15 protein-coding genes are annotated in these 22413 nt (G+C 64.8%); 6 read left to right on the top strand and 9 right to left on the bottom strand.

The features are described from left to right. Positions 1–50 precede the first annotated feature (50 nt). A complete protein-coding gene (locus U5A58_RS23350; RefSeq protein WP_321963192.1) occupies positions 51–1661 on the bottom strand; it encodes a tetratricopeptide repeat-containing glycosyltransferase family protein in 1611 nt (536 codons plus the stop codon). Positions 1662–2093: 432 nt separating this feature from the next. Here U5A58_RS23350 and U5A58_RS23345 point away from each other — a divergent pair, with 432 nt between their 5' ends. Continuing rightward, entirely contained in the window at positions 2094–3227 is a 1134-nt protein-coding gene (locus U5A58_RS23345; RefSeq protein WP_321939304.1) for a porin, read from the top strand. Between the two features lie 164 nt (positions 3228–3391). Here U5A58_RS23345 and U5A58_RS23340 read toward each other — a convergent pair whose 3' ends face one another. The 6 genes from U5A58_RS23340 to U5A58_RS23315 form a co-directional block, all read right to left on the bottom strand. Next, positions 3392–6724, bottom strand: coding sequence for an AAA family ATPase (locus U5A58_RS23340; protein WP_321963191.1), 3333 nt, complete (start codon positions 6722–6724; stop codon positions 3392–3394). 49 nt (positions 6725–6773) lie between these two features. After that, complete coding sequence (locus U5A58_RS23335; RefSeq protein ID WP_321963190.1) at positions 6774–7499, bottom strand: haloacid dehalogenase type II; 726 nt, start codon at positions 7497–7499, stop codon at positions 6774–6776. 108 nt (positions 7500–7607) lie between these two features. Beyond that, positions 7608–9305, bottom strand: a complete 1698-nt coding sequence (locus U5A58_RS23330; RefSeq protein WP_321963189.1) for an ABC transporter ATP-binding protein — start codon at positions 9303–9305, stop codon at positions 7608–7610. Between the two features lie 9 nt (positions 9306–9314). Further along, complete coding sequence (locus tag U5A58_RS23325) at positions 9315–10292, bottom strand: ABC transporter permease (protein WP_321963188.1); 978 nt, start codon at positions 10290–10292, stop codon at positions 9315–9317. Positions 10293–10305: 13 nt separating this feature from the next. Further along, on the bottom strand, positions 10306–11286 hold the full coding sequence (locus tag U5A58_RS23320; RefSeq protein ID WP_321963187.1) for an ABC transporter permease: 981 nt from the start codon (positions 11284–11286) through the stop codon (positions 10306–10308). A 32-nt stretch (positions 11287–11318) separates the two neighbouring features. Then, the gene (locus U5A58_RS23315) at positions 11319–12920 is read right to left on the bottom strand and encodes an ABC transporter substrate-binding protein (RefSeq protein ID WP_321963186.1); all 1602 of its coding nucleotides are present in this window, start codon (positions 12918–12920) and stop codon (positions 11319–11321) included. Between the two features lie 299 nt (positions 12921–13219). Here U5A58_RS23315 and U5A58_RS23310 point away from each other — a divergent pair, with 299 nt between their 5' ends. Then, positions 13220–14416, top strand: a complete 1197-nt coding sequence (locus U5A58_RS23310) for an LLM class flavin-dependent oxidoreductase (RefSeq protein WP_415774279.1) — start codon at positions 13220–13222, stop codon at positions 14414–14416. Between the two features lie 42 nt (positions 14417–14458). Here U5A58_RS23310 and U5A58_RS23305 read toward each other — a convergent pair whose 3' ends face one another. Beyond that, positions 14459–15814, bottom strand: coding sequence for an LLM class flavin-dependent oxidoreductase (locus U5A58_RS23305; protein ID WP_321963185.1), 1356 nt, complete (start codon positions 15812–15814; stop codon positions 14459–14461). A gap of 28 nt (positions 15815–15842) precedes the next feature. Continuing rightward, positions 15843–17063, bottom strand: coding sequence for an acyl-CoA dehydrogenase family protein (locus U5A58_RS23300; protein WP_321963184.1), 1221 nt, complete (start codon positions 17061–17063; stop codon positions 15843–15845). Positions 17064–17359: 296 nt separating this feature from the next. On the opposite strand from U5A58_RS23300, the gene U5A58_RS23295 reads away from it, so the two are divergent. The 4 genes from U5A58_RS23295 to U5A58_RS23280 all read left to right on the top strand — a co-directional run bounded on the left by U5A58_RS23295 (position 17360) and on the right by U5A58_RS23280 (position 22388). Beyond that, the gene (locus tag U5A58_RS23295; protein WP_321963183.1) at positions 17360–18412 is read left to right on the top strand and encodes an ABC transporter substrate-binding protein; all 1053 of its coding nucleotides are present in this window, start codon (positions 17360–17362) and stop codon (positions 18410–18412) included. A 114-nt stretch (positions 18413–18526) separates the two neighbouring features. After that, positions 18527–20065 (top strand): ABC transporter substrate-binding protein, encoded by a 1539-nt coding sequence (locus U5A58_RS23290; RefSeq protein ID WP_415774282.1) that lies wholly within the window; start codon positions 18527–18529, stop codon positions 20063–20065. A gap of 42 nt (positions 20066–20107) precedes the next feature. Continuing rightward, positions 20108–21175, top strand: coding sequence for an aldo/keto reductase (locus tag U5A58_RS23285; RefSeq protein ID WP_321963181.1), 1068 nt, complete (start codon positions 20108–20110; stop codon positions 21173–21175). 16 nt (positions 21176–21191) lie between these two features. Next, positions 21192–22388, top strand: coding sequence for an acyl-CoA dehydrogenase family protein (locus tag U5A58_RS23280; RefSeq protein WP_321963180.1), 1197 nt, complete (start codon positions 21192–21194; stop codon positions 22386–22388). Positions 22389–22413: the final 25 nt, after the last annotated feature.

Here is a 22413-nt window from a genome sequence, read left to right as displayed (position 1 = left end):
CGCTGGCAGTCCGCCGCTGGCGGACATGTTGGTCGGCACACGCCGGACCATCATGCTGCGTGCCTCGTTGTCGATCGCGCGGCGATTCGAGCATCGATCGCCGTGCGCAACGCTGCCACCACGTCGCCCCACTCGCCGCGGCGCGTTTGACGGAACAGACGCGCATCGGCGTACCACGGGCTGTCGTCGCGATTCAGTTGCCAGCGCCAGTCCGGCGTGAACGGCAGCGCGATCCACACGGGCTTGCCGAGTGCGCCCGCCAGATGCGCGACCGCCGTATCCACGGCGATCACCAGATCGAGCTGCGCGACAAGCGCCGCTGTCGCCGGGAACGTCGTCAAACGTGCGCCGGTGTCGATCAGCCGGCCGCGCTGTGCGAGTTCGTCCACGCATGCGCGGTCGCGCTCACGCGGTTCTTGTTGCAGCGAGATGAAACGCGCATCGGCGTCTAACAGCGGAAGGAGTTCCGCAAGCGGCATCGAGCGATTGCGATCGTTCACGTGCGTCGCGCTGCCTGACCAGACCACGCCCACGCGCAGGCTCCGATCGTCATTCTCGTCGCCGCCGATCACGTCGGACCACGACGCGCACGCTCCATCTTCAGCTTCGGTATCGACGCGCAGATACGCACCCGAGGTCGCGAAGTCCCCTTCGCGCAGCGCGAGCGCATGCGGCAGGCTCAACATCGGTACGTGGTAGTCGAACGCCGGCAGCGCCGACGATTCGCCTGTCACACTCGCCGCACCCGCCACGTTCTGCAGCAACGGCCGCAGCACCTCCTGCACGCGCACGATCACGCGTGCGCCCTTCGCGTGCAGGCGCTCGACGAAGCGAATGAACTGCAACGTGTCGCCGAAACCTTGTTCCGCGTGCACGAGCACGGTCTTGCCAGCGAGTGGCTGGCCCGTCCATTGCGTCGCCGCGGGGAAACCGTGTGCCATCTCGCCGTCGCGCCAGCGCCATTCGTATTCGCGCCAACCGTGCTCGAATTCGCCGAGCAGCAGATTGGTCTGTGCGCGATTCGTGCGTGCGCCGGCGTCGTTCGTGTCGATCGACAACGCTTTCCTGAACTGGCGCAGCGCCTCGTCGAAGCGATGCAGATCGCGTAGTGCGACGCCCAGATTCACATAGGCGGCGACGAAATCCGGCTTGAGTTCGATTGCCCTCCGGTACGCTTCGAGTTCCTCGTCGTAACGGCCTAGCAAACCGAGCAGCGTGCCGCGGTTGTAGTGCGCTTGCGCCGCTTGCGGATAGCGGCGCGTCAGTCGGGCGAGACAGGCGAGCGCGGCTTCGGCCTGAGCCAGTTGCATGAACGACATCGCTGCGCCGTGCAGCGCTTCGGCGTGATCGGGCGCGAGCGCGAGCAGGCGTTCGTAGAGCGCGACGGCGTCGGCGTGGCGTTGTGCGCACTGGCAAATGCGCGCCGCTTGCTCTAACTGCTGCGGAACCGTCGTGGCGGGCTGCGCTGCGCGCCATGCGAGTTCGGCGGCGCGTGTGTAATCCTCGCGCGCGGCGTAGACGAAAGACATCGCTTCCAGCGCGCCAGGGTGATCGGCATGGACTTGCAGGATCGATTGGAGATCGTGCTGCGCGGCGTCGATGCGGCCGGCGATGAAATGCTGCTTCGCCTTGGCGAGCAGCGCAACGATGGTGTCAGTCATGGGAACGCGGGGCGTTCGCGCCCGAATGTATGGAAGCAGTACTCAAGGCGGCGCTTTGCCACAGCCGCGCTCGTGACCGAAAATCATGATAAGGAACGGTGCAGCCAATTCGATTCGTTGAATAACATGCATTTCTTCGCGGTATTCATTCACTGTAATATTCGTGGATGCGGAATCTTCGAATATTTCTCTAAATTACGATAAAAATACGGAAAACCGTGCGTTCTATCCACCATGCTGGATTGCGAAAAACCCTTGATTTGGCTGATATTTTTATCATTTCTGGTGCGGAAGTAATAAGCCGGAACAAGTAAGAAACGGTTAGCCAGTAATCGTGGCATGTATGCCACAAATTCCGAAATGCACTCGCTATATCGCGTTATGCTCCGCGCTCGCTCTCTTTCGAGCGAAATACAAAGCAATGGAGTCACGATGAAAAAGAACACCCTATCCGCTCTCGCAGTCGCTGCAGCCTCTTTCGCCAGCGCGGCGCACGCGCAAAGCTCGGTTACGCTTTACGGCTTGATCGACGCCGGCGTCCTGTACACGAGCAACCAGTCGGGCAGCTCGAACGTGCAACAGACGAGCGGCGCGCTCAACGGCAGCCGTTGGGGCCTGCGCGGCAGCGAAGACCTGGGCGGCGGCCTCAAGACGATCTTCGTGCTCGAGAGCGGCTTCAGCATTTCGACCGGCGCGGCGAAGCAAAATAGCCGCATGTTTGGCCGTCAAGCGTTCGTCGGTCTTTCGAGCGAACAGGCCGGCGCGCTCACGCTGGGTCGTCAGTACGACAGCGTGGTCGACAACCTGGGCGCACTGTCGCTGAACGGCACGCAATACGGCGGCACGCTCGCTGCACACCCGTACGACAACGACAACCTCAACAACTCGTTCCGCGTGAGCAATTCGCTCAAGTACCAGAGCGTGAACTACGGCGGCCTCAAGTTCAACGCGCTGTACGGCTTCTCGAACGACGCAGGCGGCTTTGCGAGCAACCGCGCATACAGCCTCGGCGCCACCTACGCGTTTGGCGGCCTCACGGCAGGCGCGGGCTACCTGCAGCTCAACAACTCGGGTTCGACCATCAACAGCAGCGGCGCGGTCAGCGACGACGCCACCTTCACGGCTTCGCGTCAGCGCACGTACGGCGCGGGCCTGAACTACGCGTTCGGCGCGGCCAACGTGGGCTTCGTGTTCACGCAAACGCAGCTGAACAATCTCACGGCCATCAACTCCGCGAACGCGGGCACGACGACTTCGCTCGCGGGCGACAGCGCGCGCTTCGCCAACTACGAAATCAATGGCCGCTACGCGTTTACGCCTGCGTTCACGGTGTCGGGCGCCTATACGTACACGGACGCGAGCCTGGAAGGCGTGAATCCGAAGTTCCATCAGTTCACGCTGCAAGGCGATTACGCGCTCTCGAAGCGCACCGACCTGTACGCGGAAGCCGCGTATCAACGCGTGGTGGATGGCGAAGGGAAGATTCACGCGGACATCATGGGCGTTTCCGCGTCGGATTCGAACTCGCAAGCCGTGGCGACCGTGGGTATCCGCCATCGCTTCTAACACGGCCATGCGTGATCCGTCGCCTGTAGCGGGACGGCGATCGCGAGACCGGATCGCCGCGTAAGCGGCGAACCGGCATGGGCAGACTAACGCTTCGGCGTTGGCCTGCCCCTATGCTTTCCTGAGATACCGCGCCGCAGCGCCTGCGACGACCGCTTGGCGTTCTAGGCGAGCGTGTCGAGCCAGTGCCTGGCTGCTCGCAGGTCCGCCGTTTCGAACCCCTCTGTGAACGATGCATACACTGGGGCGAGTGTCTCGCGCGCCTCACGCGCGCGTGCCGCTTGCGCATGAAGCGCTGCCAGGCTCAATGCCGCGCGAAGTTCGAGCGATCTGGCGCCCCGGCGGCGAGCGATCGCCATGGCTTCGTTGAAGTTCGCCTGCGCCGCGTCGCGGTCCACGGGTGCGACGCTCGAAAGCCCTGCGCAGAGCAGCGACAACTCGCCTTTGAGCCGATGCAACTCGGGCTCGTGATAGCGTTCGTCCGACGTTTCGCAAACCGCCATTGCCTCGACCAGCGCATGTTTCCCGGCGTCGCACAAGCCCGCGTTTGCATAGGTTTGGGCCAGCAATGCCAGAAAGTACGAGCGGCCAAGGCGAGCACCGGTTGCTTCGTAGTCGGCGAGTCCGCGGCGAACTTGCGCAATCCCCTCCTCTTTTTCTCCGGCCTCCGATAGCGCCCAGCCGTGAAGCATGGTCGCCCACGCGAGAATCATGGGAAAGCCCTGCTCCGTCGCAAGGGCGATGGCGGCTTCGGCGCAGGCATGCGTTTGCGCAGTTTCGCGGCGTAATTGGTGAAGCTCGGCCTTGAAAATGAGCGTTTGGCCGAGACTGACCAGATCGTGCATCGAACGCGCGCGACTGATCGCTTGTTCAGCATGCCTTAGCGCTGCGTCCGGGTAGCCCCTATGCCAAAGGACGAGGCCCAGGCTGCCTTCGCCCACGCTGCGCGGATCCCGCCCGTGCGCAAAAATCTCTTCATCGAGCTGCCCTGAGTCCTGCAGTAACGATGATGTCGCCAGGCCGGCAAGGTGGGTATGCGCGCTGGAGAGCTCACCGAGCCTGAACAAGCTCATGCCGAGCAGATAATGCGCTTCCATGACTTGCGTGGGATTGTTCGCGCGCGCTGCCAGTTCGAGCAGCTGCTCGGCGATCTCTTTGGCCGTTTTATATTCCGCGCTCAACTGATAGAACATCCGCAGACCGGTTTGAACGCGGAACAAATGCGGTGTTCGCCCAGCCTGCCTGCACAAATCCAGCGCACGCGAATACGTCGCTTCCACATCGCGCGAAGCCCATCCTCTCGCGGCCATCAAGACCGGCCCGATAGCAAGCAGCAGCGCGAGTTCACGATCGGCGCGTTCGGGCGTTTCCGGCATGCCCGAGAGCAGATCCAGCGCCATGCCAAGCTGGCGAAGCGCCTCGGCGGTAGCCGAACGTTGCCACGCCTGTTGACCGGCGCTCTGCAAATACTCGACCGCCTTCGGTACGTTGGCGCTGAGGCTATAGTGATGCGCGAGCTCGTTCCAGTAGTCCTTGAGACGGTCATGGAAAAGCGTCTCCATCGCCTGGCCGATGCGTGCATGCAAAAGCCGGCGCCGCTCGGCAAGCAGGGAACTGCCCGCCACTTCCTGCGTCAAGGCATGCTTGAAGCCATATTCCACCTCCGGAAACGCCGGTTGCTCGTAAATGAACTCCCCCGCTTGCAGACGTGACAAGCTCGCATAGAGCTCGTCGTCCGGCAGGTCGACGACATACTGGACAAGATTTGCCGGGAACGTCTTGCCAATCACCGCGAGCGTTTGCAACAACGCTTTGTCTGCGGCCTGCAGGCGATCGATCCGCGCAGCCAGCACGCCCTGCACCGTAGTCGGAATATGTAGCGCGAGCGGCGCCGCTTCCATCCGGTAATGACCCGGTTCGCCCACCAGCACGTGTTCTTCGGCCAGGGTCTGGACGACTTCTTCGATAAAAAACGGATTGCCTTCCGTTTTGTCGAGCACGTGCTGCTTGACCCCGGCAAGCGTTCGATCGTCGCCGACGAGCGCGCTGATGAGCCCTTGTGCATCGGCACGACCCAGCGGCTCCAGCGCCAACTGCGTGTACCCGCTGCGCCCGCCCCACTCATGCTGATACTCCGGGCGATAGTTCAGCAGCAACAAAAGGTGCCCGCTCGATACGTGCTCGACCAGGTAAGCGAGAAAGGCTTGCGTCTCGCTGTCGAGCCATTGCAGGTCCTCGAACACCAGGACGACGGGTTCGTTCGCGCTTTCGCGCACGAAGAGTTGCGTGATGGCTTCGAACGTGCGCTCGCGCCGGATTTGCGAATCCATTTGCGCGAGGGCCGGACTGGTTTCGCCAACCGCCAGCAGATGGAGCAGATAAGGCACCCCGTCCTCCAGCTTGCGTTCGAGGGCAAGCACACGGCCTGTCACCTTTTCGCGGCTTCGCCGTTCGTCGTCTTCCGCTGTGATCTGAAAGTAGTTTTTCAGCAATTCGATGAGCGGCAAGTACGCGAACGACTTGCCGTGCGAAACCGAGAAGGTCTCCACCACGAGGCAGCGTTTTAGCGCCGAGCGTTTGAACTCGTGAAAGAGCCGCGATTTCCCCACACCCGCCTCGCCCACCACGCCGACGATGCGGCATTGCCCGGTTCGGGTCGCATCGAGCACCGCGCGCAATGTCTCGAGTTCGGGCGCGCGTCCGACGAATCGGGCCAGACCGCGCCGCTCCGCCACCTGAAGACGTGTGCGCAGCGCACCGGGCCCCTGCACCTCATACACGGCAAGCGGTTCGGCCACGCCTTTGACCTGTGTCTGCCCTAAGGCCTTGAACTCGAAATAGCCCTCGGTCAGCCGGTAAGTGGATTGACTCACCAATATCGACGCGGGCGTCGCAATGGCCTCCATGCGCGAGGCGATGTGGATCGCGTTGCCAACCGGGTCATAGTCCGCTTGCAAGTCGTTCTTGTGAATGGACCGCATGAGCACTTCGCCGGTGTGGACCCCCACGCGTATCTGCAGGGGAATGCCGCGCTCGAGGCGAATGCGGTCGCTATGACGGCGCATGGCTTGCTGCATTCTGAGCGCCGCATAGAGCGAGCGCTGCGCATGGTCCTCGTGGGCGATCGGCGCGCCAAACAAGGCCAGAATGCCGTCGCCGAGCAATTTCGCCACAAAACCCTCGTAATGGTGGACGGCCTCCATCATCAATTCGAGGACCGGCGCGATCAGCCCGTGAGCCTCTTCCGGGTCCAGCCCGTAGATCAGTGCGGTCGAGCCGGCCATGTCCGCAAACAAGGCGGTAATCGTCTTACGTTCACTGAGCGCTTTGCCACGCGCTTCGAGGGCCGCCTGCGCGGCGTGGATCTGCTCAGCCAGGTGCGAAGGCGTGTAATCGACCGGGAATGGGGGCGACGCAGTGTGAGCGACCTGGGTGCCGCACTGCTCGCAAAATCTCGCGCCCTCGCGGCATTCGAAGCCACAATTTGTGCAGCGCATATAGCCCCTGATCCCGAGAGACGCCCTCCATGGCAAATACCATTAAAGCTCAATCTATCGAGGCATCAAGCTGACTCGCAAGCTCGTTCAAATCGTCCACGACGAAGTCCCACGCTTGCTCCGCTTTCAGGTCCGTTTTCTGACCGGGTCCATGCTCGGTCGGCCGCACGACGAACGCGGTCGAAAGACCGAGCCGGCGCGCCGCGGCAAGGTCGCCGTTGTGCGCCGCGACGAGGCACAGTTCGGCTGGCGCAAGCCCCAGAATGTCCACCGTCTCGCTGTACACCTGCGGTGAAGGCTTGTAGGCGCGGACCACTTCGGCGCCGAGAATCGCGTCCCACGGCAAACCGGCGCGCTTCGCCATATCCACCATGAGCCGGATATTTCCGTTGGACAAAGGCGCGATGATGTAGCGGCGCTTCAGGCGGGTCAGCGCGCCGAGCGCATCCGGCCACGGATCGAGACGATGCCAGGCCAGGTTGAGTGCGTCGATCTCTGCGTTTGTTACTCCGGCGATGCCGCTGCGTTCCAGCACCCTCACGAGGTTCTCGCGGTGCAGAACGTCGAGGCGCACGTATGGCCGACGCCCGCTGCGGATTTCCTCCATCGAGGGCGAATACTCGCGACGCCAGGCATCGGCGAACTCGAAAGCGTCGAGTTGCGGCGCGTGGCGCTGCAGAAAAGCGGCGGCTTCTCTCGCCACACCGCTGCGCCAGTCCACGACGGTGCCGAACACGTCGAATACGAGGGCCTTGATTTCGGTGGGATTCGTCATAGGGGCCAGAATGGGCGGTTGATCGGAGGCCAATCGGCTAAGGCGGCGCAGCGCTCATTGAAGCACTAGCAGCGCAACCTTGCTGCGCGATGTGCCACTGCTCGCGCGTCAAGCCGCTTCGGCCTCCAGCTCGCGCCCCGGAATCGCGGCGAGCAACGTGCGCGTATATGCATGCCTTGGCGCGCGCCAGATGTCCTGATGGTCGCCGCTCTCGACGATCTTGCCCTGCTGCATGACGTGCACACGATCGGCGATATAGCGCACGACCGAAAGATCGTGCGAGATGAAGAGCATGGAAAGCCCCAGCTCGCGCTTGAGTTCGACGAGCAGATTGAGGATTTGCGCCTGGATCGAGACATCCAGCGCCGATACCGGCTCGTCGCAGATCAGCAAGGCGGGTTCGAGCACGAGCGCACGGGCAATGCCGATGCGTTGACGCTGGCCGCCCGAGAATTCATGTGGAAAGCGCGCGAGCGCTGCCGCGGGAAGACCCACGCGCTCAAGCGCCAACCGAACGCGCGCGCGGCGCGCCGCCGCGTCGCCCTCGCCATTCACGGCCAGCACGGTTTCGAGAATGTCGCCCACGGTACGGCGCGGGTTGAGCGATGCATAGGGATCCTGAAAAACCATCTGCACCTGGCGCCGCAGGGGCCGCAACGCACGCTCGCGCAGCGCGACGAGATCGGTGCCGTCGAGCGCGATCGAGCCGCTTGCAACCGGCACGAGGCGCATGATCGCGCGCGAAAGCGTGGACTTGCCGCAGCCCGATTCGCCCACGAGCCCGACCGACTCGCCCCGGCCAATCTCGAACGACACGCCGTCTACGGCGTGAAGCGGCGGCGCGCCACGGCGCTGAGGGTACGCCACGCGCAGATCGCGCACGGCGAGCAGCGGCGCCGCGCGCGCCGCCCGCACGCCCGGCGCTGCGTGCTCGGGCACCTTGCGCGGCACCACCACGAAGCCGCCCTCCTCGCCTTCTGCCGGTGCCGTATGCCGGATTTCCGGCAAAGTCCACGACCGGTAGTGCAGATCGTCGGCCAGATTGAGCGAAGCGCTCAGGAGCCCTTGCGTATACGCGTGACGCGGGTGCGCAAAGAGGTCCTGGGTAGGCGCTTCCTCGACCTTGCGCCCGGCCAGCATCACCGCTACGCGGTCAGCATGATCGGCCACGACGCCGAGGTCGTGCGTGATCAGCAGCAGCGACATCGACAGCTCGCGGCGCAGCGCGTCGAGCAATTCGAGAATGCGCGCCTGGATGGTCACGTCGAGCGCCGTGGTGGGTTCGTCGGCGATCAGCAGACGGGGGCGGCACGCCACGGCCATCGCGATCATCACGCGCTGGCGCTGCCCGCCCGATAGCTCGTGCGGGTAGTCGTCGAAGCGGCGCTGTGGCTCGGGAATGCGCACGAGATCGAGCAATTCGACGGCGCGCGCACGAGCGCTCCGGCGCGACAGTGCTTCGTGCTGGCGCAGCGTCTCCACGACCTGCTCGCCGACCGAAAGCACCGGATTGAGCGACGTCATCGGCTCCTGAAAGATCATAGAGATCTGCTTGCCGCGCAACTCGCGCACCGCCTTGGGCGGCAAGCCCAGCAGCTCGCGCCCTTCGAAGCGCACGCTGCCCGTCACGCGCCCGGGCTCGGGAACGAGCTGCATGAGCGAAAGCGCCGTAGCGGACTTGCCGCTGCCCGACTCGCCCACGAGCGCGAGCGTCTCGCCCGCCGCGATGTCGAAGCTCACGCCGCGCACCGCTTCGTGCGCCCCAAAATTTACGCGCAAATCGCGTACTTCAAGCAGTTGGCTCACGAGACACCTTTACGGTCGTTGCCGTTGCCGCGGATTGAGGGCCTCGGTCAGGCCGTCGCCGAGCAGATTGAGGGCGAGCACGGCGAGGACGATGGCCGCGCCGGGAATCGCCGTGAGATACCACGCCGTGCGCAGCGAATCGCGTCCGGCGCCGATCATCGCCCCCCAGCTCATGACATTCGGGTCGCCCATGCCGAGGAACGACAACGACGACTCGATCAGAATGGCGCTCGCCACCATGACCGAAGCCGTGACGATGACCGGCGGCAACGCATTGGGCAGGATCTCGCCAAAAATGATGCGCGTATTGCTGAACCCCTGGCTGCGCGCCGCGAGCACGAAGTCCGAGCGCCGCAGCGTGCGAAACTCCGCGCGCACGATACGCGCGACCGTGGGCCACGAGGCAATGCCGATGGCGAGCGCGATGACCACCACGTTGGGCCGCCCGATCGCCACGAGCACGATCACCAGCAAAAAGGACGGCACGGTCTGGAAGAGTTCGGTGAGGCGCACCAGCGCGTCATCGATCAGACCTCCGAAATAACCGCCGATCGCCCCCACCAGCGTGCCGATCACAAGCCCGATGCCAGCGGACGCCGCGCCGATCAGCAGCGACACGCGCGCCCCATGCGCGATGCCGGCCGCCACGTCGCGCCCGAGCGAATCGGTGCCGAGCCAGAACTGCGGGTCGCTGCCCGGCCATTCGAACGGCCCGCCCACCATGTCGAGCGGGTCGCCTGGGTAGAGCCGCGGCGCGAGCACGGCAAGCACCACGAATGCGGCGAGCAGCGCGAGGCCTGCGCACGCCGATGGGTTGCGCGCCAGCGCGCGCCAGAAAGCAAGCCCGGCGCGCCGCGCGGGTGCGCCTGCACGATCAGTGCCACGGCGGCCAAGCAGCGCAAACGCCAACTGGCGCCGCCATGGCGAACCCTGGCTTGCGGCGGCGCTTCCGGCTTCAACCGGCAGATCCGGCGATTCGAAACTCATTGCGGTTCCTCCGTTAACTGACGCGCGGATCGAGCCACGCCTGCAGCAGATCGACCACGACGTTCGCGACGATCACGAGCAGCGACGACAGGAGCAGCACGCCCAGCAGCACGCTGAAGTCGCGCGCGAGCACCGCATCGAGTGCGAGGCGGCCGAGCCCCGGCCAACTGAACACGGTTTCCGTCACGGCCGCGCCGCCAAGCAGCGTGCCGAAATGCAGCCCCACGAGCGTGGTGAGCGGCATCAGCGCGTTGCGCAGCACGTGCCGCAACGTTACGCGCCACGGATGCAGACCCTTGGCCTGCGCCGTGCGCACGAAGTCCTGCCGCTGGACTTCGATCATCGCGGCACGCGTAATGCGCGCGTAGATCGCCACGAAGAAGGTGGCGAGCGTGGCGGCGGGCAGCAACACGTGACGCGCGACATCGGCGACATAGGCAAAGCCGTGCAGGTTCGCCCCGATCGTGACGTTGCCGCCGCTCGGCAGCCACCCAAGCCGGACCGCGAACAGAATGATGGCGAGCAGGCCGATCCAGAAGCCCGGCGTGGAATAGAACAGCAGCGCGCACACCGACAACACGCGATCGGGCCACTTGCCAGCCCAATGCGCCATCACCGCGCCGAGCGCCACGCCGACGACGAGTGCGAGCGAAAGCGCCACGCCCATCAGCAGCAAGGTGTTGGGCAGCCGCGAGAGGATCAGCTGCATGACGGGCATGTCGTAGCGCGGCGAATAGCCCAGGCTGAAATGCGCGAGATGCTTCAGATAGGTCCAGAGCTGCACGAGCAAGGGCTGGTCGAGCCCGAACTTCGCGCGCAGCAGGGTCATCGTTTCCGTTGTCGCGGAGCCGGCTTCGCCCGCGATCACGTCGGCGGCGTCGCCCGGCATCAGCTTGAGCAGGAAGAAGTTGAGAATCACGATGCCGAGCACCGTGGGCAGCGCCTGCCAGGCGGTGCGGCGCAGGATCGTTTGCCAGCGAACGCTTCGGCTCATCGTTGGACTCCGTCGGGTGTTGCGGTGCGCAGTCAGGCACTGAGCCAGACATCGGCGAGATTGCCTTCCAGGCCCTGTGCGCTCACCGTGTGATCGTGCACCCGGCGGTTGGCGAGCGTGACCATGCGCGGCGCGACGAGATTGAGAATCGGCAGGTCGCGGTAAACGGTCTGCTGAAACTGCTTGTAGAGGCTCACGCGCCGGCTTTCGTCGATTTCAACCGATGCCGCTTCGAGCAGACGGTCCGCTTCCGGGCTGCTGTAATGCGGCGCATTCGAGAACGGCACACCGGGCCGGATATTTTTCGACCAGTAAAGACGCTGCACGCCCACAGCTGGATCGAACAGCGTGTTCACGCCGATGCTCGTGAAGTCGAACTGGCGGTCGGCGTAGACACGCTTGAGGAACGAAGGAAGATCCTGCGAGCGCACCGTAACATCGATCCCCACGCGTGCGAGCGCCGATTTCACATAGCCGGCCTGGCGCTGGTACATGTCGCCGTATGGCAGGTAATCATGAGTGAGCTTGAAGCGCACGCCATCCGCGCCGCGCGGCTTGCCTGCCGCGTCGAGCAGCGCCTCGGCCGCGTGCGGGTCGAAGGCGTAGGGCGTGATCTGCGCGTCGTGATACGGCGAAGCGGGCGTGATGGGCGTGGGCGAGACATCCGCATAGCCGTAGGCCACGGTTTTTTGCACGACCTGCGGGTTGATCGCGTGCGCGATGGCCTGGCGCACGCGCGGGTCCTTCAACACCGGATGATCGAGATTGAAATCGATCTCGGCCAGCGGCTCGAGAAAGCGATAGCCGCGCGTTTCGGTCACGAGCTGCGGCAATTGCGTGAGGCGCGGCAAGTCGGTGAGCGGCACGGGGTTCTCGCCGCCCAGGTCGAGCGCGCCGGTTTCGAACGCCGCCGAGCGCGCGGCCGGATCGGGAATGACCTTGTACACGAGCGCATCGATATAAGGTTTGCCCGCGTCCCAGTAGTCGGGATTGCGCTCGTAGACGATGCTCGCGCCCCGCGTCCACGACTTGAAGCGAAACGGCCCCGTGCCAATGGGCGCGTTGTTGTGCGGGTTCGTGAGCGGATCGCCCGAGGCGTACAGGTGCTTCGGCACAATGGGCGACTCGCCCGCCGAAAGCGCCTTCAGCAGAAATGGCGCGGGCTTCGACAATTCGATGATGGCCGTGCTGGCGTCGGGCGTCTGCACTTTCGTCACGTTCGCAAAGGTACTGCGCCCGCGCGGGTGAATCGCCTTGAGCAGATCGACCGAGAACGCCACGTCCTCGGATGTAAATGGCTGGCCATCGTGCCAGCGCACGTTTTGCCGCAGCTTGAACGTGTAGCGCAGACCATCGGGGCTCACGGTCCATGCGGTCGCCAGTTGCGGTTGGGGGTGCAGGTCGAAGTCGTAGGAAAGCAGACCTTCCAGCACCTTGGAGCTTGCAGCGAGCGCGGGACCGGTAGTCTGGAAGATCGAGACCAGCACCGGCGGCTCGGGATTGATCAGCACGTTCAGCGTGCCGCCGCGTTTGCGCGTAACAGCGCCCTGGGCGCGGGCAAGCGCGGGAAGCCCCGCCGTGGCGGCGGCTGCGCCGCTTGCAATGAGAAATTCTCGACGGGTCAAACGTGACATGCTGATGCGTTCCGATATGAATGGGGCAAAGCGGGGCTCTGCGAAAGCCGGTCAATTCGCGCCGTGGCGACAGTTCTGCAATCGTAGCAACGGCCTTCTCGCGCGCTAACCAAGCGATGCTGCTATCCATATGAACTCACGCACCGAACCGCAAATGCAGCAGTGCGGCCACTCAATTGGAAAGCAGAAAAGCTTCTTTGTTATTCGCGCGCGGCGCGTGTTTAATCAATCGATTGAATGAACAACCAATTGATCAGCAAAGGCGCCCGGCGCCGCAACGAACTTCCAAGGTGTCTGTCTTGAGCGAAATTCCCGTGGCCGAGCCGCGCACATCTACCGCCGCCACCCCCTTCGTGCCTGTGGCCTCCCCCGCTGCCTTTGCCGATAGCCCGGTGGCGCGCGCGTTCGCGCAGCCGCTCATGCTGGGCCTGTTCCTGCCGATCCAGGCTGGCGGATGGAGCGCGTCCACGCTGCCGCGCAGCACGGACTGGTCGTTCGACTACAACGCCGCGCTCGTGCAAAAGTGCGAGGCGCTCGGCTTCGATCTCGTCTTCGCCCTGTCGCAATGGCTGCCAAAAGGCGGCTATGGCGGCGTGTTCGACGGTCATGCGCTCGACTCGTTCATGACGCTGGCCGCGCTGACCGCGCGCACCGAGCGCATCATCCTGGCGGCGACGACCCACGTGCTCTACGGGCCGTGGCACCCGCTGCACTTCGCCAAGTTCACGGCCACGCTCGATCACATCTCGCGCGGACGTTGGGGCATCAACGTGGTCACGGGACATCGTGCGGTCGAGCACGAAATGTTCGGCTGGAACCGCATCGAGCACGACCGGCGCTACGAGATGGCCGCCGAATTTCTCGACGCCGTGCAGCAGTTGTGGGCGCAACCGGATAACTTCAGTTTCGAGCCGGAACTCTCGGGATGGCGGCTGCAAGGCGCGTTCGTGACGCCCAAGCCGCGCTACGGACGCCCGCTGCTCATCAACGCGACGGGCTCCGATGCGGGCATCGATTTCGCCGCGCGTTACTCCGATGTGGTGTTCATCACGAGCCCGGCAGGCCCGCAGATCGATCGCGCGCTGGAGGCGCTGCCCGCGCACGTCGTACGCGTCAAGACTGCGGCGCGCGCGTATGGACGCGAGGTGCGCACGCTGATCAATCCGATGGTGATTTGCCGCGAGACTTCGGCCGAGGCGCGCGACTATCACGACGCCATCGTCGCGCACGCCGACGAAGGGAGCTTTCACCGTTTCGACAGCGACGCGCACGCATGGCGAGGCGGTTTCGAAGATCGCGCAAAGGCGGCCTCGCGCGCCGTGGGCGGCAACATTGCGATCGTGGGCTCGCCCGAAGAGGTGGCCGACAAGATCATCAAACTTCACGCGGCTGGCATCGACGGCGTGCAGTTGAGCTTCTACGATTTTCAGCCCGACCTGGACTTCTTCGGCGAACGCGTGCTGCCGTTGCTGCACGAGGCGGGGTTGCGCCGCTGAACAGTGGGTACGCGGCACCCGAAGCACCGCGTACTCACTGCTTCAGGCGTGCTGCAGCGCCGCGCCCGCCTCCGCCTCGCGACCGCCCGGCCGTTCGAGCCCGAGATGCGAGCGCAAGGTGTTGCCCTCGTATTCGGTTCGAAAGAGTCCACGGAGTTGCAGGATCGGGACCACGCCATTCACGAATGCTTCGAGCCCGTCCGGCAGTGCGTCGGGCATGAGGTTGAAGCCGTCGGCGGCCCCGCCCTTGAACCAGTGCTCGATATCGTCGGCAATCTGCTCTGGAGTGCCAACGATCACGCGATGGCCGCCGCCGCCCGCGAGCGAGCGGATCAGCTCGCGTACCGTGTGGCCGCCTCGCCGCGCCTCGGCAATCGTCGCGTGAAAGAACGTGTGATTGCCGTTGCCGCCGCCCGGCAGCACGAGGTTATCCGGCAGGCGCGCGTCGAGTTCGAGCTGATCGGGCGAAAGGCCCAGCGTGCCGGCGAGGCGCGTGAGGCTGTAGCGCCACGGAATCTGCTCGACGAGTTCGTCGCGACGCCGCAATGCCTCGGCCTCGGTCGCGCCGATAATGGTGGTGAGGCCCGCCAACACCTGCACGCCCTGGGTTCGCCCGTATGCAGCGGCGCGCGCGTTGAGATCGCGCCGGTACGCGGCCGATTCCTCGAACGATTGCGACGCGGAGAAGACGGCCTCCGCGTGACGCGCGGCGAGATCGCGGCCGTCGCCCGACCCGCCCGCCTGCACGAGCACAGGATGACCTTGCGGCGCACGCGGAAGGTTCAGCGGCCCCTGTACCTTGAAAAAGCGCCCCTCGTGCGCAACAGGCCGCACCTTCGTCACGTCGATGAAGCGCCCGCTTGCCTTGTCGCCAACGAAGGCGTCGTCCTCCCAGCTGTCCCAGAGCGCCTTGACGAGTTCCGTGAACTCGGCGGCCCGCGCATAGCGTTGCGCGTGATCGGGCACCGCGTCGTGGCCAAAGTTGCGCGCCGAGGGCAAATCGGCCGTTGTCACGACATTCCAGCCCGCACGGCCACGGCTCACATGATCGAGCGTGGCGAAGCGGCGCGCGATATTGTACGGCTCGTTGTAGCTCGTCGAAGCCGTGCCGATCACGCCGATATGCGTAGTCGCCGCGGCGATGCTGGCGAGCAGCACGGTGGGCTCGAGCGCCGTAATCGGACGGAAGTCGATCTGGTCGATGATCGCGGCATTGTCGGCAAGAAACACCGCATCGAACTTCGCGCTTTCGGCAAGTTGCGCGACACGCACATAGTGCCCCACGTCCACGAATGCGCGAGGATCGGCATCGGCCAGACGCCAGGCGGATGGCACAAAGCCCGAATGCAGGATATTGACGTTCAGATGCAACTGGCGCGACGTTTCGGTTCGGCTCATCTCGTGGCCACTCCTCGAATCATGGATTTCAGAAAACGCGGCCTTCGGTGAGGTGCGTCGTCACGCCGTTCAAGGCGTAGTCGCCCACCACGCGCGCCTTGTGCAGCAGCGGGTTGTGACTGAAGATCGTGCGCAGGTTGCGCCAGTGCCGGTCGAAATTGTGCGCACGCGAAGTGGCCGAAGCGCCACCCGCTTCGAACAGGCGCTCGCCCGCTTCCAGCGCGAGCTTGCTGACCACGAGCTGCGTGCGCGCCGTGGCCAGTGCCCCTTCCAGCACGAGCGCATCGGCGTCTGGCGCACCCGCGCGGATCGCTTGTGCGGATCGATCGAGCGTGCGGGCGTTCTCGCGCACGAGCGCATCGATCGCATGGCTATGCGCGGAGAGTGTGCCGACGATCTGCTGGATGAACGCGTCTTCGCGCGCAGAGGGCGCCGTGCTGTGCAGCACGGGCCGCCCGTGCTCCAGCACGTAGCGCTTCGCGTCGGCAACCACGTTGCGAACGATGCCCGCCGCCACCGCCACCAGATGGAGTTGCCGCAGCGCGCCGCCATGACGGCCGGCGAGCGTGGCGAGGCCCCGTTCCGTGATCTCGTCCGCATGGACCAGCAGATTCTCGAACACCAGACTGCCGCTCGCCGTCATGCGCTGCCCCATGCCGTCCCAGTCGTCGAGCACCGTGAGCCCATCACGCCGAACCGGCACGATCGCCACGACCGGCTGGCCCTCGTCGTTGAGCACGCTCAGGCGCGCATAGTCGGAAAAGGCCGTGCCGGTCGAATAGTACTTGCGGCCGTCGAGCCGATAATCCTTGCCATCGCGCCTGAGCGCCGTGGTGTATTCGCCCGGACGCGACGTACCCAGCTCGGTCGAGGCGCCGCCGAAAATCGCACCGTCGATTACACGCCGAATCTGCAAAGCGTTGAACGGCGTGCGCGCCGAAAGCAGCAGCGCTTCGGTCTGATCGTAGTGAATGCGCAGCGCGTGCGCGAGATTGCTGTCGGCGGCGGCCAGCGTGGCGATCACGTCGAATTCGTCCACGAGCGAGCCGCCCAGACCGCCCCATTCCACCGGCAACCTGAGGCGCCCCAACCCCGAGCGGCGAAACGCGTCGAAGCCTTCGAATGGCAGTTCGCGGCGCCCTTCGCGCGCCGCTGCGTCTTTGCCGATTTCGTTCGCAAGCGATGGCAAGTTGGCGAGCGCGTCCTGCAACGACAAATTCGGCGAAAGTTCAGTGGGAAGTGCGGACATTGAGTTTTCCTTTTCGTCAGGCCTCGAGGCGTTTGGCCAAAGGGAAAAGTATAGGGAGCGCATTGCCCGCGACTAACCACGGAATTCGCATTTTGTTATTCGTTTGTCTGCGTTGGCCTGCATTGTGTGCATTCAAGCAGCATGACGTTGTGGCCAAAGCAAATCACGCTGGCGCGGGGACCTATTTCACGAATCGTTCTTTGACCACGCAGCAAGCGCTTGCCGATAATCGTTCGCTCCAGTCTGCCCGCGCAGACGCTATGCGCCGAGCGCCCATTCGCGACCGAGGAATCTCCATGACGCTTCTCTGGTACACCCGTTGCCCTGCGCCGACGCCATTTGGCATTGCCGCGCAGCAAGGACTGCTGCAGGAGGAATTCGCCGCCGATGGCATCGAGGTGAAGGCGTTGCAGGACGCCGCCGATCCGTCGATTCGCCGCTCGCACTTCACGCATACGCAGCCGTGGTCGTTTCGCCAGGGCGGCAACATTCCAGCGCTGTGGGCACGAGCGCAAGGCAGCGACACGCGGCTCATCGGCGTGAGCTGGGTCGACGAGTTTCAGGCGCTCATTACACTCGATCCGCGCCTCACGCCATCACGCGCCTCGCTCGCCGGCCGTCGATTCGGATTGCCGATCAATCACGCCGCCGAAGTGGTCGATTTTCATCGCGCAACTGCGCTACGCGGCTTTCACACGCTGCTCGAAGCCATCAGCGTCTCACCTGGCGATGTCGAACTGGTGGATCTGCCGCATGCGCCTCGTGGTCTTGCGCACGCGAAACCGGACGAATCGGCACCGCTTGCCGAATGGCTCGATGCGCAGCGCGCTCACGAATTTTCACGCGAGGCCGCGGCGCTCTTGCGCGGCGAAGCCGACGTGGTGTTCGTCAAGGGCGCGACGGGTCTCGACATCGCCAACGTAATTGGCGCGCGCGTGCTGGTCGAAATCGGCGCGCATCCCGATCGCCGCGCGCATGCGAACAACGGGACGCCGCGCCCGCTTACTGTTGACGCCCAACTCCTGCGAGAGCGTCCCGACCTCGTCGAACGCGTGCTCGCACGCACGCTCGACGTCGCCGCGTGGGCCAATGCGCACCCCGGCGAGGTCACGCGTTATGTGGCGCGCGAAGTGCGCAGCGCCGAGCACTGGGTGACGCGCGCGTATGGCGCTGGCTTGCACCGACAACTGGCAATCGGGCTGGATGCCGGGGCGCTCGGTGCGCTCGAGCACTTCAAGCGCTTTCTCTTCGAGCACGGTTTTATCGCAGCCGATTTCGACTTCGCACAATGGGTCGATCCGGCGCCGCTCGAGGCCGCGCTGGCGCGTCGTGCGGCGTTCGCCCGCTAACTCGTGAAGCGTGGCCCTTTGCGCTCCCAACTTTCTGATCGCCTTTTTGCCTAATCGATGATTCCTCTCCTCCTGCGCACGTCGGCACGTCGTATCGTTCTGCTGGTTCTGGTCATGGCGAGCGTCATCGCGCACGTCGCCGCGCACGCTCAAACACGCGGCGGCACGCTCAATTTCGTGGTGATGCCGGAGCCAACGGCGCTCGTGGACGTCGCCACGACGGCCGTGAATGTCCTCAAGGTCAGCCCGAAAGTGGTTGAAGGGTTGCTCGACTACGACTTCGATTTGAAGCCGAAGCCGCTGCTCGCCACTTCATGGGAGATCGAGGATGGCGGCCGCCGCTATGTGTTTCATCTGCGGCACGGCGTGAAATGGCACGACGGTGCGCCATTCACTTCGGCAGACGTTGCGTGGTCGATCGACACGCTGCGCAAGGTGCATCCGCGCGCGCGCACCACCTTCGCGAACGTCACCGCGATCGCCACACCCGACCCCTATACGGTCGTGCTGACGCTCAGCGAACCCACACCGTGGCTGATTCGCGCGTTCTCGGCCTCGGAAACGCCGATCCTGCCGAAGCACATTTACGAGGGCAAGGACGTGCTCGCCAATCCGGCCAATAATGCGCCCATTGGCACCGGTCCGTTTCGCTTCGTCAAATGGGTGCGCGGCAGCTACATCGAATATGCGCGCAACGACGATTACTGGAACGCAGGCAAGCCGTATCTGGACCGCATCATCGTGAAGATCATCGCCGATCCGGCCGCGCGTGCAGTGGCGTTCGAGGACGGCTCGGTCGATCTCGCCGGCGATACGCCCGTGCCGCTCGCCGACCTCGATCGCCTCAAGGCCAACCCGAAGCTCGGTATCGAAACACGCGGCTACGAATTTCAGGCGGGCGTGGCGCGTATCGAGTTCAATCTCGACAATCCCGTGCTCGGGCAATTGAAAGTGCGTCAGGCGATTGCCTCGGCGATCGATCGCGAAGTCATCCGCAAGGTCATCTACTACGGCTACGCCACGCCCACCGCGAGCCCGCTGATGCCGTCGAACCCTTACTATGACGCTGCGCCCACGCCCTACCCGTTCGACGTGGCGCGCGCGAACCGTCTGCTCGACGAGGCCGGTTATCCGCGCAAGGCGGACGGCACGCGCTTCGCGCTCACGCTCGACCCGCTGCCGATTGGCGACCTGCCCGCGCGCACAGGCGAGTACATCAAGTCGGCGCTCGCGCGGGTGGGAATCGCCGTGACGATCCGCAATCAGGATCTTGCCGCCTATTTGAAGCGCGTTTATACCGACCGGCAGTTCGATTTCACCGTGAACGGCATGAGCAATCTGTTCGATCCGGTGGTCGGCGTGGCGCGCTTGTATACGACCGACAATTTCCGCCCCGGCGTGCCGTTCACGAACGGCTCGCACTACAGCAACCCGCAAATCGACAGCCTCTTTGCACAAGCCGCGCGAGAAAGCGATGAAACAAAGCGCAAGCAGCAGTTCGCGCAAATCCAGCGTATTCTGGAGCGCGATCTGCCGGATCTGAATCTCGTCTCGCCGCAGTGGGTGACGCTCGCCTCGAAGCGCGTGCACGACCACTCCATTTCACCCGACGGCACGGCCGCGAGTTTCGCCGATGTCTGGCTTTCGCGGTAAGCGCGCTCACGTCGCACTGATTGCATGAACAAAGGAAAATCCATGGAATACCGGCAACTTGGCCATAGCGGCCTGAAAATCTCCACGCTCACGCTGGGCACGATGATGTTCGGCGGACAGACCGACGACGCCACGGCCGAACGTATCATCGGCGCCGCGCAGGAACAAGGCGTGAATTCGATCGATACTGCCGACGTCTATCACCAGGGTGAATCGGAGCGCGTGGTTGGCCGCCATATTGCACGGCAGCGCGACCGCTGGGTGCTCGCCACGAAGTTCGGCAACCCGTTCGACTTCTCGCCCGGCAGCGGCAGCCGCGATATCAACGCAGCCGGCGCGTCGCGCAAGCACGTGATCCGCGCGGTCGAAGCGAGCCTGGCCCGCCTCGGTACCGATTACCTGGACCTCGTGTATCTGCATCGCGAGGACCACCACACCCCTGTCGAGGAGACGGTGCGCGCGCTGGGCGACCTGATCGCGGCCGGCAAGCTGCGTCACTACGGTCTGTCGAATCATCGCGCATGGCGTATTGCCGAGTTCAGCCGTGTAGCCGATTTGCTGGGCGTGCCGCGGCCCGTCGCGAGCCAGCCCCTCTACAACCTCGCCAATCGCCAGGTGGAGGCGGAGCAGTTGAGCGCCGCGTGGCACTATGGACTAGGCGTGATCTCGTACAGCCCGCTCGCGCGCGGCGTGCTGACCGGCAAGTACGAACCCGGCGCCCAGCCCGGCGCCGACACGCGCGCGGGACGCCAAGACCGCCGCCTGAACGAGACCGAATGGCGAGCGGAAACGATCGAACTCGCGCGGCGTGTCGAGGCGCATGCGCACGCGCGCAAGCTCAGCGCTGCGCAATTCGCGCTGGCGTGGGTGCTCAACAGCCGCTATATCACTTCGGCGATTGCGGGGCCGCGCACGGAGGCGCAATGGCGCGATTATCTGCCCGCGTTGCAGTACCGTCTCGATGAGGATGACGAAGCATTCGTCGACTCGCTCGTGGCGAGCGGCCATCCGTCGACACCGGGATTCAATGACCCGGGCCACCCGTTCTTCGGCCGCATTGTGCGCCATGGCGCTGCATCCGACCCGCGTGCGCCGGGCGGCGAACGTTAAACGCAGGGAGTGCACCGTGAACGCATTCACGCCAGACGCCACGCTCGCGCGCGACGACGATCAGGCGGCCGCGTTGATCGAGCGCGCGGCGCTGCTGGGCCGCGCGTTTGCCGCCGTGGCCGACGAGCATGACCGCGACGCCACCCCGCCGCTCGAGCAGTTCCGCGCGTTGCGCGAAGCGGGCCTGCTTCGCGCGAATATCGCGCGCCGCGACGGTGGCTTCGGCGCCGGGCTTACACTCGCGCGCGCCATTGTCGCCGAGGTGGCCTACGGCGATCCGTCGGTGGCGCTCATCCTCTCGATGCACTACAGCCAGCACGCCATGATCGTGCACGACGCGCGCGAGAACACGGGCCACTGGCCCGCAGCGCTTGCGCGACGCCTCACGCGGGCGAGCGTGGAAGGCCGTGCGCTCGTCAACGCGGCCCAGGTCGAGCCGGCGCTCGGTTCGCCCTCGCATGGCGGCCTGCCCGAGACGCTCGCGCGCCGAGAAGGCGACACGTGGCGCATCACGGGCCATAAGCTCTATGTGACGGGCGCACCCTTGCTCGCGTGGATCAACGTGCTCGCACGCACGGACGAGCCCGAGCCGCGCCTCGGCCATTTCCTCGTGCCCCGCGAGGCGGCGGGCGTGCGCATCGTGGAGACCTGGGACCCGCTCGGCATGCGGGCGAGCGCGAGTCACGACGTGGTGTTCACGGACGTGGCGATTCCCGTTGACGATGTTGTCGGCTTGCGGCCGGCCCATCTCGGCGTGCAGCGCGATCCGCATGCCACGGCGTGGTACTTCAGCCTCGTCGGCACCGTCTATGACGGCGCAGCGCGCGCGGCCCGCGACTGGCTGCTCGCCTTCCTCAGTGAGCGCAAACCGGCAGCGCTCGGGGGCGCGGCGCTGGCCACCGTTCCCATCGTGCAGGAAAACGTGGGGCGCATCGAGATGCGGCTGGCTAGCAACGACTGGCTGCTGCGCACGCATGCCGAGGCGATCGACGCAGGCACCGCGCCCGCCGAGCTGTCCGCCCTCGTCAAGCACGAGGTGGTCGACAACGCCATTCAGGCCGTTGAGATCGCGCTCGAACTCGCGGGCAATCATGGGATTGCGCGGCACAATCCGCTTGAACGCCATCACCGCAATGTGCAGTGCGCGCGTATTCACGCGCCGTCCAATAGTTTGCTGCGGAGCATGGCCGCGCGCCGCGCGCTGGGCGTGTGAGAAAACCCCGGCGCGCGCGTTGCGG

This window comes from Paraburkholderia sp. J7, from assembly GCF_905220155.1.
Lineage (GTDB): Bacteria > Pseudomonadota > Gammaproteobacteria > Burkholderiales > Burkholderiaceae > Paraburkholderia.
This window is presented reverse-complemented; position numbering and strand designations above follow the sequence as displayed.